The 13,199-nt window shown below is 69.6% G+C and carries 15 protein-coding genes; 6 read left to right on the forward strand and 9 right to left on the reverse strand.

Annotated features, from left to right (window positions below; translation table 11 throughout):
• Nucleotides 1-333: 333 nt before the first annotated feature.
• From AB0F17_RS64090 to AB0F17_RS64100, 3 genes are all read right to left on the reverse strand, one after another.
• Nucleotides 334-498, reverse strand: coding sequence for a sigma factor (locus tag AB0F17_RS64090; protein ID WP_358046815.1), 165 nt, complete (start codon nt 496-498; stop codon nt 334-336).
• Nucleotides 499-585: 87 nt separating this feature from the next.
• Nucleotides 586-1,785 (reverse strand): FAD-dependent oxidoreductase, encoded by a 1,200-nt coding sequence (locus AB0F17_RS64095; protein ID WP_358046707.1) that lies wholly within the window; start codon nt 1,783-1,785, stop codon nt 586-588.
• Between the two features lie 51 nt (nt 1,786-1,836).
• Entirely contained in the window at nt 1,837-2,688 is an 852-nt protein-coding gene (locus tag AB0F17_RS64100; protein ID WP_358046710.1) for an SDR family NAD(P)-dependent oxidoreductase, read from the reverse strand.
• 320 nt (nt 2,689-3,008) lie between these two features.
• Here AB0F17_RS64100 and AB0F17_RS64105 point away from each other — a divergent pair, with 320 nt between their 5' ends.
• The 5 genes from AB0F17_RS64105 (at nt 3,009) to AB0F17_RS64125 (ending at nt 7,634) form a co-directional block, all read left to right on the forward strand.
• A complete protein-coding gene (locus AB0F17_RS64105; protein ID WP_358046818.1) occupies nt 3,009-3,899 on the forward strand; it encodes an RNA polymerase sigma-70 factor in 891 nt (296 codons plus the stop codon).
• 142 nt (nt 3,900-4,041) lie between these two features.
• Complete coding sequence (locus AB0F17_RS64110; RefSeq protein ID WP_358046713.1) at nt 4,042-5,109, forward strand: hypothetical protein; 1,068 nt, start codon at nt 4,042-4,044, stop codon at nt 5,107-5,109.
• 213 nt (nt 5,110-5,322) lie between these two features.
• Nucleotides 5,323-6,552 carry a cytochrome P450 gene (locus AB0F17_RS64115; protein WP_358046715.1) on the forward strand — a complete coding sequence of 410 codons (1,230 nt, stop codon included), beginning with the start codon at nt 5,323-5,325 and terminating at the stop codon, nt 6,550-6,552.
• Nucleotides 6,553-6,559: 7 nt separating this feature from the next.
• Complete coding sequence (locus AB0F17_RS64120) at nt 6,560-6,757, forward strand: (4Fe-4S)-binding protein (protein WP_358046718.1); 198 nt, start codon at nt 6,560-6,562, stop codon at nt 6,755-6,757.
• 148 nt (nt 6,758-6,905) lie between these two features.
• A complete protein-coding gene (locus AB0F17_RS64125) occupies nt 6,906-7,634 on the forward strand; it encodes an SDR family NAD(P)-dependent oxidoreductase (RefSeq protein WP_358046720.1) in 729 nt (242 codons plus the stop codon).
• A gap of 67 nt (nt 7,635-7,701) precedes the next feature.
• Here the strand turns inward: AB0F17_RS64125 and AB0F17_RS64130 are convergent, their stop codons facing one another.
• Nucleotides 7,702-8,031 carry a Tn3 family transposase gene (locus tag AB0F17_RS64130; protein WP_358046723.1) on the reverse strand — a complete coding sequence of 110 codons (330 nt, stop codon included), beginning with the start codon at nt 8,029-8,031 and terminating at the stop codon, nt 7,702-7,704.
• Nucleotides 8,028-8,387 carry a Tn3 family transposase gene (locus AB0F17_RS64135; RefSeq protein ID WP_358046821.1) on the reverse strand — a complete coding sequence of 120 codons (360 nt, stop codon included), beginning with the start codon at nt 8,385-8,387 and terminating at the stop codon, nt 8,028-8,030. The genes AB0F17_RS64130 and AB0F17_RS64135 overlap by 4 nt, the downstream gene beginning before the upstream one ends.
• Before the next feature lie 251 nt (nt 8,388-8,638).
• Here AB0F17_RS64135 and AB0F17_RS64140 point away from each other — a divergent pair, with 251 nt between their 5' ends.
• A complete protein-coding gene (locus AB0F17_RS64140; RefSeq protein ID WP_358046725.1) occupies nt 8,639-9,577 on the forward strand; it encodes a hypothetical protein in 939 nt (312 codons plus the stop codon).
• An 86-nt stretch (nt 9,578-9,663) separates the two neighbouring features.
• Here AB0F17_RS64140 and AB0F17_RS64145 read toward each other — a convergent pair whose 3' ends face one another.
• The 4 genes from AB0F17_RS64145 to AB0F17_RS64160 form a co-directional block, all read right to left on the reverse strand.
• Entirely contained in the window at nt 9,664-10,893 is a 1,230-nt protein-coding gene (locus AB0F17_RS64145; protein ID WP_358046728.1) for a cation:proton antiporter, read from the reverse strand.
• A gap of 73 nt (nt 10,894-10,966) precedes the next feature.
• On the reverse strand, nt 10,967-11,329 hold the full coding sequence (locus AB0F17_RS64150) for an STAS domain-containing protein (protein WP_358046731.1): 363 nt from the start codon (nt 11,327-11,329) through the stop codon (nt 10,967-10,969).
• A 33-nt stretch (nt 11,330-11,362) separates the two neighbouring features.
• Nucleotides 11,363-12,655 carry an ArsB/NhaD family transporter gene (locus AB0F17_RS64155; RefSeq protein WP_358046734.1) on the reverse strand — a complete coding sequence of 431 codons (1,293 nt, stop codon included), beginning with the start codon at nt 12,653-12,655 and terminating at the stop codon, nt 11,363-11,365.
• Nucleotides 12,652-13,095 (reverse strand): CBS domain-containing protein, encoded by a 444-nt coding sequence (locus tag AB0F17_RS64160; protein WP_358046737.1) that lies wholly within the window; start codon nt 13,093-13,095, stop codon nt 12,652-12,654. Before AB0F17_RS64160 ends, AB0F17_RS64155 begins: the two co-directional genes overlap by 4 nt.
• Between the last annotated feature and the right edge of the window lie 104 nt (nt 13,096-13,199).

Genomic DNA, 13,199 nt, shown 5'->3' on the forward strand with positions numbered 1-13,199 from the left:
CGTGAACGACCGGATGATGGGAGCCGTGTAAATCGAGAGGTTTACGCACGGTTCTGAGAGAGCCGGGGGCTGAGATGCCCCCGGCTACTCGCCAGCAGAAGGCACTCGCCCAGAGGGTGGATTGTTTTGACGATGTCCAGCCGGGCGTGTACCGGTGAGAACCAGGGCCCGTTCCCGGGAGGAGGCTGGCGCCGCTCAGCCCTGTCGGCCCCGCCATGTACTGCCGGATCGGCAGGCCGGTGGCGGGGTCGAACGGCTCCCACGGTTGCACGACGGTCTGCCGCACCCCCTGGTCGAGCTGGGCCGCCACACGTGTTGCCCCTCGTAGTAGCGCTAGCGGAGCCGGTCGAGGCACAGGTTGGTGATGACCTTGGTCAGCCATGCTTCCGGCACCTTGATCCGCTGCCGGTCAGCGGCCTGCCAGTGCAAGAACGCGTCCTGCACGGTGTCTTCGGCGTCGGCGGCGGGGCCCAGCAGCCGGTAGGCCAGTGAGGCCAGCTGGTTCGGCCTGGCCTCGCTGGCCTACCGGCCGGTGGTGTCGAAGCGATCAGTGGCGGTGTTGTCCATGCGGACCACGTGAGGCGGTTACGCGAGCGCCTTCTCGGCGGACGCATCCGGCGCGGCGGCCAGGCGGCGCTTGCGCTTGGGCAGGCCGAAGGTCGGGTGCGAGATGCCCCACAGCGAGATCTGGAGGATGCCCGTCTTGATCCGCGCGGCCTTCCGGCCGCCCACGTACTTCGGCTTTGCTCGCGCTTCGTCGTCGACCATCTGCAGGATCCCGTCCCGCCGTCCGAGGCTGATGTGGTTGCCCGGGTAGTCCAGCTTGCCCTTCGCAATCTTGCGGCCGGTCAGGCGTCCCACGATCGCGTCCGTGGCCTGCCGGCCGGTGGAGCCGGCCGACGCGCAGGACATCGGCAGCGGCCGGCCGTTGTCGCCGATGGCGTAGGCGCTGTCGCCGGCGGCGTAGACGTTCGGGTGCGAGAGCGACCGCATGGTGTCATCGACGACGATCTGACCGTTCTCGGCGACCTCCAGCCCGCCGGCGGCGGCGATGGGGTTGACCGCGAACCCGGCCGTCCACACGGTCGCGTCGGATGCCAGGGCGGTGCCGTCGGCGCACAGCACCCGCGTCGCTTCGACGGCTTCGACGCTGGTGTGCTCCAGGACGGTGATGCCCAGCCGGTCGCAAGCCTGGCGCAGGTGGCTGCGGGCTCCGGCGGAGAGCCGGGCGCCCAGCTCGCCGCGGGCGATGAGCGCCACCGACAGGCCGGGCCGGGATTCGGCGAACTCGGTGGCGGTCTCGATGCCGGTCAATCCGTCGCCGACGACCAGCACACGCCCGCCCTCGCCCCGCCTTTCCAGGCTGTTCAGACGCTCGCGCAGGCGCAGCGCCGCGGGCCGGGCGGTGACGTGGAAGGCGTGCTCGGCCACGCCGGGGACGCCGCCGTCGGCGACGTGACTGCCGAGCGCGTAGACAAGCGTGTCGAAGCCGAGCTCGCCGCCGCCGTCGGCGTCAGCGATGGCGACGACCTGGCGCTCGGGGTCGACGGCGGTGACCCGGGCCAGGCGCAGCCGTATCCCCGTGCCCGCGAAGACGTCGGCGAGCCTTTGAGCCTCGATCTCCTGGCCGGCCGCGAGCTGGTGCAGCCGCAGCCGCTCGACGAAGTCCGGCTCAGCGTTGACCACGGTGATCTCGGTGTCGGCCGGGGACAGCCGGCGGGCCAGGTTCCCGGCCACGTAGGCCCCGGCATAGCCGGCGCCGAGGACGACGATGCGATGCTTCATGTGGTGCTCCTGTCGGTTCGTTTGCTTCTGGTGAGCCGACTCGGCCCTGGGTCAGCGATCTTCTTGGTCGAGGTGGCCGTGGGCCTGGGCGGAGAGGTCCTGCCAGTCGGCCCAGGTCTTGAGCCGGTCGGCGTACACCTGCTGGAGCATCGGGTAGAAGCCCTGCCCGAAGAGCACCCGCAGGGGCGGGTTGTCGGAGTCGACCAGCTTGAGGAGTGCCTGGGCCGCGGCGGCCGGGTCGCCCGCGGGCTGCTTGCCCGCGAACGCGGCGATGCGCTGGCGAAGGCCGTCGTAGATCGGGCTGGGCTCGGACAGGTGGCCGTTGTTGAGGGGATCGGGGTTCTTGCCGGACCGCGTGGCGAAGCCGCCGGGCTCGATCACGGTCACCTTGACGCCGAACTCGGCGACCTCTTGGGCGAGGGATTCGTTCAGGCCTTCCAAGGCCCACTTGGAGGCGCTGTAGGCGCCGCTGAGCGGCATCGCCATGAGCCCGGCCGCCGAGGAGAGCTGGATGATGTGCCCCGAGCCCTGCTCGCGCAGGTAGGGCAGCGCGGCCTGGATCACCCACAGCGCGCCGAACAGGTTGGTCTCCAGCTGGTCGCGCAGGTCCTGCTCGGCCAGCTCCTCGATCGCGCCGACCTGGGCGTAGCCGGCGTTGTTGACGATGACGTCGAGGCGGCCGAAGTGCTCGTTGGCCCGCTTGACGCCCTCGAAGACGGCGGCCTTGTCGGTCACGTCCAGCGCCAGTGGAAGCACCGCGTCGCCATGGGCGGCGACCAACTCGTCAAGGCTTGCGGTGGTCCGGGCGGTCGCGGCCACCTGGTCGCCGCGCGACAGGGCGGCCTCGACGAAGTTGCGGCCCAGGCCACGAGACGAACCGGTGATGAACCAGACCTTGCTCATGATGTCTTTCCGTTCTTTGTGCGGTGGCGGTCGCGCGATGGTCACCGCGGGAGGGGGCCAAGGCGATCACTCGTGGAGTCGGGTGCCGCGCCGATCATCAGGGCGGCGTCCTGACGACCATGAGGCGTCGGCGACCCGGCTTCTGTGACAGGGCGGTCATGTGACGTACGCCACCGATCACGGGTGTCACACAGCGGTGCGGGCCGGCGCCTTGTGTATGGAGCACCATTGAGAGCGACCAGGCAGGAGCCGGCATGAACGAGAGCAGCGAGCCACCGACGGGCACAGCCGAACCGCTCGCCGGACGGAAGGACTGCGGAATGGGCTCGGCCACCGAGGCGACCGAGACATTCGTCGCCCACCGCAACCTGCTCTTCACCGTCGCCTACGAGATGCTCGGATCGGCTGCCGACGCCGAGGACGTCCTGCAGGAAACCTGGCTGCGGTGGATGAAGGTTGACCTGGGGCAGGTACGCGACCAGCGCGCATACCTGGTCCGGGTCACGACCCGGCGCTCTCTCGACCGGCTGCGCACCCTGAATCGCCGTAAGGAGGACTACGTCGGCTCCTGGCTGCCCGAGCCGCTGCTCACCGCGCCGGATGTGGCCGAGGACATCGAGCTGGCCGAGAGCGTGTCGATGGCGCTCATGATCGTACTGGAGACGCTGTCGCCGACCGAACGCGCCGTCTTCGTGCTGCGCGAGGTCTTCGATGTCGGCTACGAGGAGATCGCGGCCGCCGTCGGCAAGACCCCGGCGACCGTGCGCCAGATCGCGCACCGCGCGCGCCGGCACGTCGATGCGCGCCGCCCTCGCGAGGTGGTCGCCCCGAACCAGGCCCGGGCAGTGTTGGAGTCGTTCCAGCGCGCGCTCGAAGCCAGGGACCTGCAGGATCTCCTTGATGTGCTCGCCGCGCAGGTCGTCCTGATCAGCGACGGCGGCGGCGTCAAGCAGGCCGCGCCACGGCCCATCATCGGCGCCGACAAGGTGGCCCGCATGATCGTCAGCGGCCTCGGCAAGGCTGACATCGTGCTCACCAGCGAGCCCACCGTAGTCAACGGCAACCCCGCACTCGTTCTCCGCGTGGACGGCGAGATCGACGGCGTCATAGCAGTCCGTGTCGAGGACGCCCGCATCGCCGGCCTCTACTACGTCCGCAACCCGCAGAAGCTGACCCGCATCGCATCCGAGACCCCCCTCACGCTGAAGTGATCCTTCGGCCGCCGCGCCATGATCACGACATCGCGACAGTGCGGAGCATCCCGAGCGAAGGCATCCGCTCATCAGCGCAAGTGCGTACCGGCCCGCCCCGTCACCGGGTAAAGCACGCAAACGTTCTCTTCGAGGAGTAGACATGGCCGTTCAGGCCTCGCTGGCAGCCGACACACCACCGTCACCCTGGTCGACGGTGGTCAGAGCGGTCGTCCTGCTCACGGCGATCACCGGTGTGCTGCTCACCGCCTTCGCCTGGCCGTCGGTGCGCTCATCGGTACACGATGTGCCGATCGCCGTCGCCGGGCCGGCCGCCGCAGTTGGGCAGGTCAGCGCCGCCCTCGGCCAACGTCTGCCGGGCGGCTTCGAAACCACCGTGGTCGCCGACACCGCGGCCGCCGAACGGTTGATCCGCGACCGGGAGGTGTACGGGGCGATCGACGTCAGCTCCGGCACTCCGCAGGTCATCGTGGCCTCTGCCGCCAGCGCAGCGGTCGCTCAGACCTTGCAGAGCGTCGCGACCGGGCTCAGCCAGGCGCAGGCACAGGGCACCCGCACGGCGGTCGCTGTCCGCGACCTCGCCGCCCTGCCGGCCGACGACCCGCGCGGCGCCGGTCTGGCTGCCGGAGCCTTTCCCTTGGTCATGGCCGGCCTGCTCGCCGCGCTACTGCTGACCAGACTCGTCCGCGGCACCGCCCGCCGGGTCACCGGAGCGGTCGCCTTCGCGATCACCGGCGGCCTGGCCGCGGCGGCGATCCTGCAGTTCTGGCTCGGCTCGCTCAACGGTGTGTACTGGGCCAACAGCGGCGCCATCGCCCTGACCGTCGCGGCCACCTCCCTGAGCATCCTCGGGCTGGAGGCACTGCTCGGGTTCGCCGGCTTCGGTCTCGGCGCCGTCGCCATGATGCTCATCGGCAATCCCCTGTCAGGTACCTCCAGCGCACCCGAGATGCTGCCCGGCTGGTCCGGCACGCTCGGTCAGCTGCTGCCACCGGGAGCGGGCGGTCAGTTGCTCCGCTCCACCGCCTTCTTCGACGGCCACGGCGCCACCCGCCCCGTCACCGTTCTCGTGATCTGGCTCGCGCTCGGTGTGACGCTCTGTCTGGCCAGCACCCTGCGCGCGCGCCGGACCGTCATTGTCACAGCAGGACTTTCTGAAGGCGGCCGCATCACCGGCCTCGCCTACTCGTCCGCAATCCGGAGAAGCTGACCGCATCGACAGCGCGACCCCACTCACCCTGCGATGAGCACCAAACGACGAGCCAGGCCCCAACCTCGAAGTGGCCTGGATCTGACGGCGATCCCAGCCTGCGCAGGACGGCCCGTCAGGCCCGTGAAGCCGGTGCCCACAGTGTCGATCAGGCCACCCGAGGCCGCCACAAGCAGAACAAATTCCGCCAGATCTCATACTGGGAGGTCATTCATGACAAAGAACGTCGCCGACACCGGCGAACTCGCCGGTCTGGAACTGCCGGTCGGGCGGGGCTGCCCGTTCACCCCGCCCGACGCCTACGAGCGACTGCGCGAGCAGGCGCCGATCAACAAGGTCCGGCTGACCAGCGGCGGCGAGGCGTGGTGGGTGTCCGGGCATGAGGAGGCCCGGACCGTCCTCGTCGACGGCCGCTTCTCCTCCGACAAGCGCAAGGACGGCTTCCCGCTCTTCACCCTCGACGCGGCGACCCTGCAGCAGCTGCGCAGCCAGCCGCCGTTGATGCTCGGCATGGACGGCGCTGAACACGCTGCGGCCCGGCGTGCGGTGATCAGCGAGTTCACCGTCAAGCGGCTGGCCGCGCTGCGCCCGCGCATCCAGGACATCGTCGACCACTTCATCGACGACCTGCTCGCCGCCGACCAGCGGCCCGTCGACCTGGTGCAGGCGCTGTCCCTGCCGGTGCCCTCCCTGGTGATCTGCGAACTGCTCGGCGTCCCCTACACCGACCACGACTTCTTCCAAAGCCGCACCACCATGATGGTGAGCCGGACCGCGCTGGGAGAGCGCCAGCGAGCCTTCGCCGAACTGCGCGCCTACATCGACGACCTGATCACCCGCAAGGAATCCGAACCCGGCGACGACCTGTTCGGCCGGCAGATCACCCGGCGACGCCAGCAGGGCACCCTCGACCACGCGGACCTGGTGAGCCTGGCCTTCCTGCTGCTGACCGCCGGACACGAGACCACGGCGAACATGATCTCGCTCGGCGTGGTCGGGCTACTCTCCCATCCGGAGCAACTGGCCCTGGTCAAGGCCGACCCGGGCAAGACGCCCATGGCCGTGGAGGAACTGCTGCGCTACTTCACCATCGCCGACGGGGTCACCTCCCGGCTGGCCACCGAAGACGTGGAGATCGGCGGGGTGAGCATCAAGGCCGGAGAGGGCATCATCGTCTCGATGCTGTCGGCCAACTGGGACCCGGCGGTGTTCAAGGACCCGGCCGAACTGGATGTCGAGCGCGGGGCCCGCCACCACCTCGCCTTCGGGTTCGGCCCGCACCAGTGCCTCGGCCAGAACCTGGCCCGGATGGAACTGCAGATCGTCTTCGACACACTGTTCCGCCGCATCCCCACCCTGCGCCTAGCCGCACCGGCCGAAGATCTGCCGTTCAAAACGGACGCCGTCATCTACGGCGTTCACGAACTCCCGGTCACCTGGTGAGCAGGACATGATGCGAATCAAAGCGGACACCCGTCTCTGTGTCGGCTCCGGCCAGTGCGTCCTGACCGAACCGGCCGTCTTCGACCAGGACGACGACGGCATCGTGGCCCTGCTGACCGACCACCCCGACGACCAGAGCGCCACACAGGCACGCCACGCCGTCACCCTGTGCCCATCCCGAGCCCTATCCATCCTGCAGGAATAAGCCCTACCCGGGTGGACCACGCGTCCGTACCAAAGAGGGCGACGTAGGTCAGACCTTGCCTCCAGCGCATCCGCGCTAGAGGGCAGCGTCACAGGAATCGGGTCGGCACCGTCACATGATCGTAAGTACAACGACGTCAGGAGAGAACATGACCTCAGTATTGATCACTGGAGCGAACAAAGGCCTGGGCTACGAGACGGCGCGTAGGCTCGGCGAGCTGGGCTGGACGGTCTTCCTCGGCTCACGCGACGAGGGCCGGGGAAGGGCCGCCGCGCAGAAGCTGGCCGCCGACGGCGCACACGTCATCATGGTCCCATTGGACGTGACCTCCGAGGAGTCGGTGGCCGGGGCTGTGCGGCTGGTCCGGGAGCACACCGACCGGATGGACGTGCTGATCAACAACGCCGGCACGCCGGGCGGCGGTGTCAACCCGGCGGCCGCGACGGCCAAGGACATCCACGCCGTCTACGACACCAACGTGTACGGGCCGGTCCGGGTCACGAACGCGTTCCTGCCGCTGTTGCAGGCGGCCGACAACCCGCGGGTGGTGATGGTCACCGGCGCCGGGGGGTCTATCGCGTTCGTGACTGACCCCGGGCAAGCCGTCTCGAAGATGTACGAACTCGCCTACACCTCATCGAAGGCGGCACTGAACATGATCACCGTCCGATACGCCCAGGCGCTGCCGACCATCAAGTTCAACGCCGTGGCCCCCGGCGAGGTCGCCAACGGCAGATTCACCGCCACCGACATGAACCTTCACACGGGCGAGCTGACGGTCACCGAGGGCAGCGATCCGATCATCGAGCTCACGACGCTCGCCTCTGACGGGCCGACCGGGATCTTCATCGATCGCCTCGGCCCCATCGCCTGGTAAACATCCCAGAACGGAGAGACAGATGAGCAAGGGTTGGTTCGTCACAGACTCCTGACCGCCACCACCACTAACCGCAAAGCGATCGACCAGATCCCCATCGAAACCCCGCGCGCAGCGGCACGTGTTCGGGGAGCAGCCCGATGACCTGCGGCTGTGGGTCGAGACCGGTGAGCGCTGGCAGGCCCAGGACCTGAACACGGCCACGGCCGCGAAGGTCGACCAGTACGTGGCCGCGGTGGAGGCGTTCGCGGCAAGCAATGCCCTCCAGCATCGCAGTGTCGACCCACCACAGCTGAGTGTCGGTGATGTCGGCGTGCCGCGGCGCGAACTGATAACCGCAGCTCGCGAACAGGCCATACACGACGTCGCTGCAGCTGCCCTGATCGGTGGTGATCACCTCGGGGTGCTCGGCGGCGTCCAGGCGGTGAATGCGTCCAGGATGAACAGCGAGTCGCCCAGTGTGCCGGGCACCAGCAGCCCGCCGAGCCCCATCACCTTGTCAGATACTGTGTTCAGCCAGGTCGAGCCGCGTGCGCGCTTGCCGATCCCCCAGTAGAGCGGCGAGGGCCGGGCGTGCAGGGAGCGGACCGGCACGACGAGGCGCATGCCGTCCACCAAGGCCACCAGCCCGCCGCCCCAGTCGGCGGTGATGTCGATGCCCGCCTGCTTATCGACCAGGCGGGCCGAAGCCGTGGCGATGCCCCCACCGTGGAAGTAGCCCTTCTCCACGCCCAGCAGCCGGTGCTCGGCCAGCGCCGATCCCCTCTTTGATCACCGGCACCAGGCCCACGTTGCACGAGCGGGCCACGGTGAGCGCGGCCAGGGTGAGCGCGGCCAGGGTGATGTCGAATATGACCCCGACCTCACATCTGAGCGCCAACCCCGCCCATGACGCAGCGCGCATGATAGATATCGCAATGTCATGGCCGGTGGTCGTCGCGTCAGAACTTGCGCAGGTCGGCGGGAGCTACCGTCGGCCGAGGTGAGCTGCCGGGAGGCTGGCGATGCTGCTGCTGATAGCTGAGATCGTGGCCGGGTGGACCATGCTGGCCTTCGCCGCGGATCAGCTGCTTGTGGGCTCGGGGCGGCTGGCCGGGCGGCTCGGGCTGCGGCCCGCCGTGGTGGGTGTGCTCGTCATCGCCTGCGCCGCCGGCACCCCGGAGGTCATCGTGGCCGCCACCTCCGGCCTGAGGGGACACGGCGAGCTGGCCACAGCCGCATTGGTCGGCTCGAACCTCGTCAACGTGACGCTGGTGCTCGGCGTCGGCGGGCTGATGGCGGGCCTGGCGGTCCGTTCCTGGCTGCTGCAGCGTGAGGCGCTGCTGTCCGTGGCGGCGGTCACGGTGTTCGCGATCCTTCTCCTGCACGGGCTGGGCCTGGGCGCGAGCATCCCCCTGGCCGCGGCTCTGGCCGGAGCGCTGGCGCTGCTGCACCACCTGGCCCGCTCGGCCCCGGCCGACGAGGTGGGGATCCAGGCCACCCGCTACCTGCGGACGGACGCGCCGCAGCGTCCGGGGCGCGAGGTGATGCGAACGCTGCTCGGCCTGGCCGGGGTGCTGTCAGGAGCCCAGCTGCTCGTGCTGGGCGCCTCCGGGTTCAGCGCGCGGACGGGCGCCTCAGCGGACCTGGCCGGATTCACGCTGGTGGCGTTCGGCCTCGCGCTTCCCGACCTGCTCTTCACGCTCCGGGCTCAGCGGTACGACGGCGGCGACCTGGTCATCGCCACCCTGCTCGGCGCCAATCTGATCACCAGCCTGGCCGGCGGCGCCATCGCCGCCCTGTCCACCCCTCAAGCGCCCACCCTTGCGCCGACCCTCATCATCGCCATGGTGGCCGTCAGCGGCACCACCTGGCTCCTGCTCGCCGCCGGCACACCACTGGGCCGCCCACAATCGGCCATCCTAGTGATGGCCTACGCCCTGCTGCTGCTCCTGTCCATCTGAGCCGGTCGGCCACGCGGCTCCCCTCGCCCCCTCTTCCCGGCGCCCCTTCCGGCCGCAGCCGCAGCCGCATCCGCAAGAAGCTCAGCTCAGCTCTGCCCATCCTCAGGCAGGCGCCCCCGGAGCCGGCGGGCCTTGCCGAACCAGGCCGGGACGTCACGCTCGTCGTCGAAGCCACGCGCCACCACGATGTCGGTCGAGGAATGCAGCAGGATCGACGCCACGATGGTGACCGCGACCAGCTGGAAGACCTGCTGGGAAGCGGCGATGCCGGAGCTGAGCACAATCAGCGCGTACACCACCGACGCGAAACCCTTCGGCCCGAACCAGGCGACCGCCGCCTGCTCACGCACCGACAGCCCCGAGCCCAGGAACGACAGCCAGATCGCCGCCGGGCGGGCCAGCACCAGCGCCAGGATCGCGAACAGCCAGCCGGTCCAGCCGACCGAGCCGAGCAGCGCCGGGGTGATCAGAGCGCCGAACACCAGGAGCGCGGCCAGCTTGAACAGCTCGGCGATGAGTTCACCGAAGTGCTCGAACGACTCGCGCTGGCGCTCGCCGAAGGTGGCCACCGTGATGCCCGCGGCGAACGCGGCCAGGAACAGGTTGCCGTGCGTGCCCTTGCCCAGGGCCAGCACCAGCAGGCCGATCGCCAGCGCGTTGAGCGGCTCGTACTGTGTGGAGGCCGAAAACCAGCGGGTCTGCTCCAGCTTGATCGCCACCCACGGCACCGCCACACCGATCACCACGCCCAGGCCCAGCTCCATGCCCAGCTCGCCGAGGTGCAGGTCGTGCGACCCGGCGGCGATGGCGAGGAAGACCATGACGAACGGCAGCGCGAGCCCGTCGTTGACACCGGATTCGACGTTCAGCAGCTGGCGCAGGCGGGGTGGCACTTTCTCGTTGCCGACCAGCGCCGCGGCGAAGACCGGGTCGGTCGGCGCCAGGATCGCGCCGATCAGCAGCGACTCGATCCAGCCCAGCCCGACCAGGTAGTGCGCGCCGGCCGCTGTGATCACCAGGGTGAGCGGAAGCCCCCAGCCGAGCGCCCGGCCCGGCAGCCGCCACGCGCTGCGCAGTTCCGCCCAGCCCACCCGCATGCCGTCGGTGAACAGCACCGCGAACAGTGCCAGCTCCGCCAGCGTGCCCACCAGCTCGTCGCCGGGCGCCAGCGACACCACGCCGAGTGCGCCGTCGCCGAGCACGAACCCGGCAATGAGGAACAGCGCCGCCGTCGACAAGATCGTGCGGTGGGCCAGGCTGGACAGCAGCACGGCCAGTAACAGCATGCCCGCGAACGCGAGCAGCAGCGAGCCCATCAGACGGCCTCTCCTTCGCAGTGGATCGCCGGAGGAAAGCCGTCGGCCGGCCGGAGGCCGGTCACCCCCGGCCTCACGGTGCGGGCGATCCGGCAGCGCGGCGCGCGGCCTCAAGCGTGTCGTAGAGCGGCAGGTGATCATGCAGGCCGACGATGGCCAGCAGGCGCTCGATGAGCGGGGTGGGCCGCGCGAACGCCACCACCGCCTGCGCCTCGGCCAGGCTCCGGTAGAGCGCCAGCAGGGCCGCCACTCCGGAGGAGTCCAGGAACCTCACCCCCGACAGATCGATCACCGTCGCCGCCCGCCCGGCCGGCAAGCACTCCTGCACCCGCGTGCTCAGCCCGCGCGCCGCAGGCCAGACCAACTCACCCTCCAGGCGCACCACCAGCACCGTCTCCTCACACTCCGTATGCACGACCAGCTCATCCGCACACATCGGCTGCCCTTCGCTCCGGTGGGTCACGTCAGATCAGGCCAGGTAGCGCAGCCACAGGTACGGCGTCACCAGCGCCACGGTGACGACCGTGACGATCAGGCCGTACTTGGTGAACTGCCAGAAACTGATCGGGTGCCCGTTGCGGGCGGCGATACCGATCACGACGACGTTGGCGGCGGCGCCGACCGCGGTGGCGTTGCCGCCCAGGTCGGCGCCGAAAGCCAGCGCCCACCACAGCACCTGCCCGGCGCCGTTGCCGCCGCCTGCCTGGACCAGGTCAGCGACGATGGGACTCATCGTGGCCACGTAGGGGATGTTGTCCACGATCGCCGACAGCCCGGCCGAGGCCCACAACAGCACCATCGTGGCCAGCCCGAGCTGCCCCGAAGTGGCCTCCACAGCCAGCCGGGAGACCTGGCCGATCACACCGGTCTGCACCAGCGCGCCGACCATGACGAACAACCCCATGAAGAACACCAGGGTGGGCCACTCGACCTCGGCGATGGCCTGCTCGGTGGTCACCTTGGTGGCCGCCACCAACACCCCAGCACCGAGGATCGCCACCACCGACGGCTCGTAGTGCAACACCGGATGAGCCACGAAGGCCGCCATCACCAGCGCCAGCACCGCCAGGCTCTGCCACAGCAGCCGGCGATCCGCGATCGCCTCCCGCTCATCCAGCGCCATGATCTCCTCGGCGCGTTCCGGATCATAGACGAACGCCTTACGGAACAACAGCCAGCACAACCCGACGAACACGACCATCAGCCCGACGACCATCGGCGCCATATGGATGAGGAAGTCGTTGAAGCTCAACCCGCCCCGGCTGGCGATGATGATGTTGGGCGGGTCACCGACCAGGGTGGCCGCGCCTCCGATGTTGGACGCCATCGCCTCGGCGATCAGGAACGGCACCACCGGCAGCGCCAGCCGTTCACACACCAGGAACGTGACCGGCGCGATCAGCAGCACCGTGGTGACGTTGTCCAGCAGCGCCGAGGCCAGCGCGGTGATCACCACCAGCAGCACCATCAGCCGGTACGGCCGGCCGCGGGCGCGTTTGGCCGCCCAGATGGCCAGAAACTCGAACACGCCGGTCTGCTTCAGCACCCCGACGATCACCATCATGCCCAGCAGCAGGAAGACGACGTTCCAGTCGACGCCGCTGGTCTCGGAGAAGAACGCCGCGCCGGCGTCGGTCGCGTGGATGGCCAGCATGATCCCGGCCCCGCCCAGCGCGGCCGCCACCCGGTGGATCTTCTCCGAGGCGATCAGCGCATACGCGCCGAGAAACACCGCGACCGACACCCAGGCCAGCACCGTCATGCGGCCAGCACCCGGTCCAGCAGCGCCTGCAGGGTGACCGCGCCCAACAGCCGGCCCTGCTCCACCACCGCCACCAGCGGGCTGTGCGTGCGTGCCATCAACGCGGCGAGCTCCAGCACGGTGGCGTCCGGGTCGGTGACCGGCAGCTCGCGCCGTTCAGGGGGCAGCGCCTGGCGCACCGTCCGGCTGGCCAGCGAGGACAGGAACGCATCGGCGTGTTTCTCATCCACCACCCGGGCCAGCGCCGGGTCGTCCAGGCAATAGCCGGGCACGGCCAGGCGCAGCACCTGGGTGCCGGGCAGGATGCTGATCGGTAGCCCGCGCTCGTCGACGACGATCAGGCCGGGCAGGTCCTGGCCGGCCAGCAGCCGGGCGGCCTCGATCACCGGGGTGTCGGCGGTGACGGTCGGGAAGGCGGCGAGCAGGTCACGAGCGCGCACGGCGGGCCCCATTTTCACGGTCGGCGATAAGACTGCCGACCAGACTTCCCGGCGCACCTGGAGAGAACCTACCAACAAGCGTCAAGATCAGACACAGTGGGCGG

It is taken from the genome of Nonomuraea sp. NPDC026600, assembly GCF_040638335.1.
In the GTDB taxonomy this organism is placed as follows: domain Bacteria; phylum Actinomycetota; class Actinomycetes; order Streptosporangiales; family Streptosporangiaceae; genus Nonomuraea.

Bases quoted from the DNA above. Each gene is read 5' to 3' on its own strand.
- AB0F17_RS64095 (WP_358046707.1), bottom strand. From the start codon at position 1,785: ATGAAGCATCGCATCGTCGTCCTCGGCGCCGGCTATGCCGGGGCCTAC.
- AB0F17_RS64100 (WP_358046710.1), bottom strand. From the start codon at position 2,688: ATGAGCAAGGTCTGGTTCATCACCGGTTCGTCTCGTGGCCTGGGCCGC.
- AB0F17_RS64105 (WP_358046818.1), top strand. From the start codon at position 3,009: ATGGGCTCGGCCACCGAGGCGACCGAGACATTCGTCGCCCACCGCAAC.
- AB0F17_RS64110 (WP_358046713.1), top strand. From the start codon at position 4,042: ATGGCCGTTCAGGCCTCGCTGGCAGCCGACACACCACCGTCACCCTGG.
- AB0F17_RS64115 (WP_358046715.1), top strand. From the start codon at position 5,323: ATGACAAAGAACGTCGCCGACACCGGCGAACTCGCCGGTCTGGAACTG.
- AB0F17_RS64120 (WP_358046718.1), top strand. From the start codon at position 6,560: ATGATGCGAATCAAAGCGGACACCCGTCTCTGTGTCGGCTCCGGCCAG.
- AB0F17_RS64125 (WP_358046720.1), top strand. From the start codon at position 6,906: ATGACCTCAGTATTGATCACTGGAGCGAACAAAGGCCTGGGCTACGAG.
- AB0F17_RS64140 (WP_358046725.1), top strand. From the start codon at position 8,639: ATGCTGCTGCTGATAGCTGAGATCGTGGCCGGGTGGACCATGCTGGCC.
- AB0F17_RS64145 (WP_358046728.1), bottom strand. From the start codon at position 10,893: ATGGGCTCGCTGCTGCTCGCGTTCGCGGGCATGCTGTTACTGGCCGTG.
- AB0F17_RS64150 (WP_358046731.1), bottom strand. From the start codon at position 11,329: ATGTGTGCGGATGAGCTGGTCGTGCATACGGAGTGTGAGGAGACGGTG.
- AB0F17_RS64155 (WP_358046734.1), bottom strand. From the start codon at position 12,655: ATGACGGTGCTGGCCTGGGTGTCGGTCGCGGTGTTTCTCGGCGCGTAT.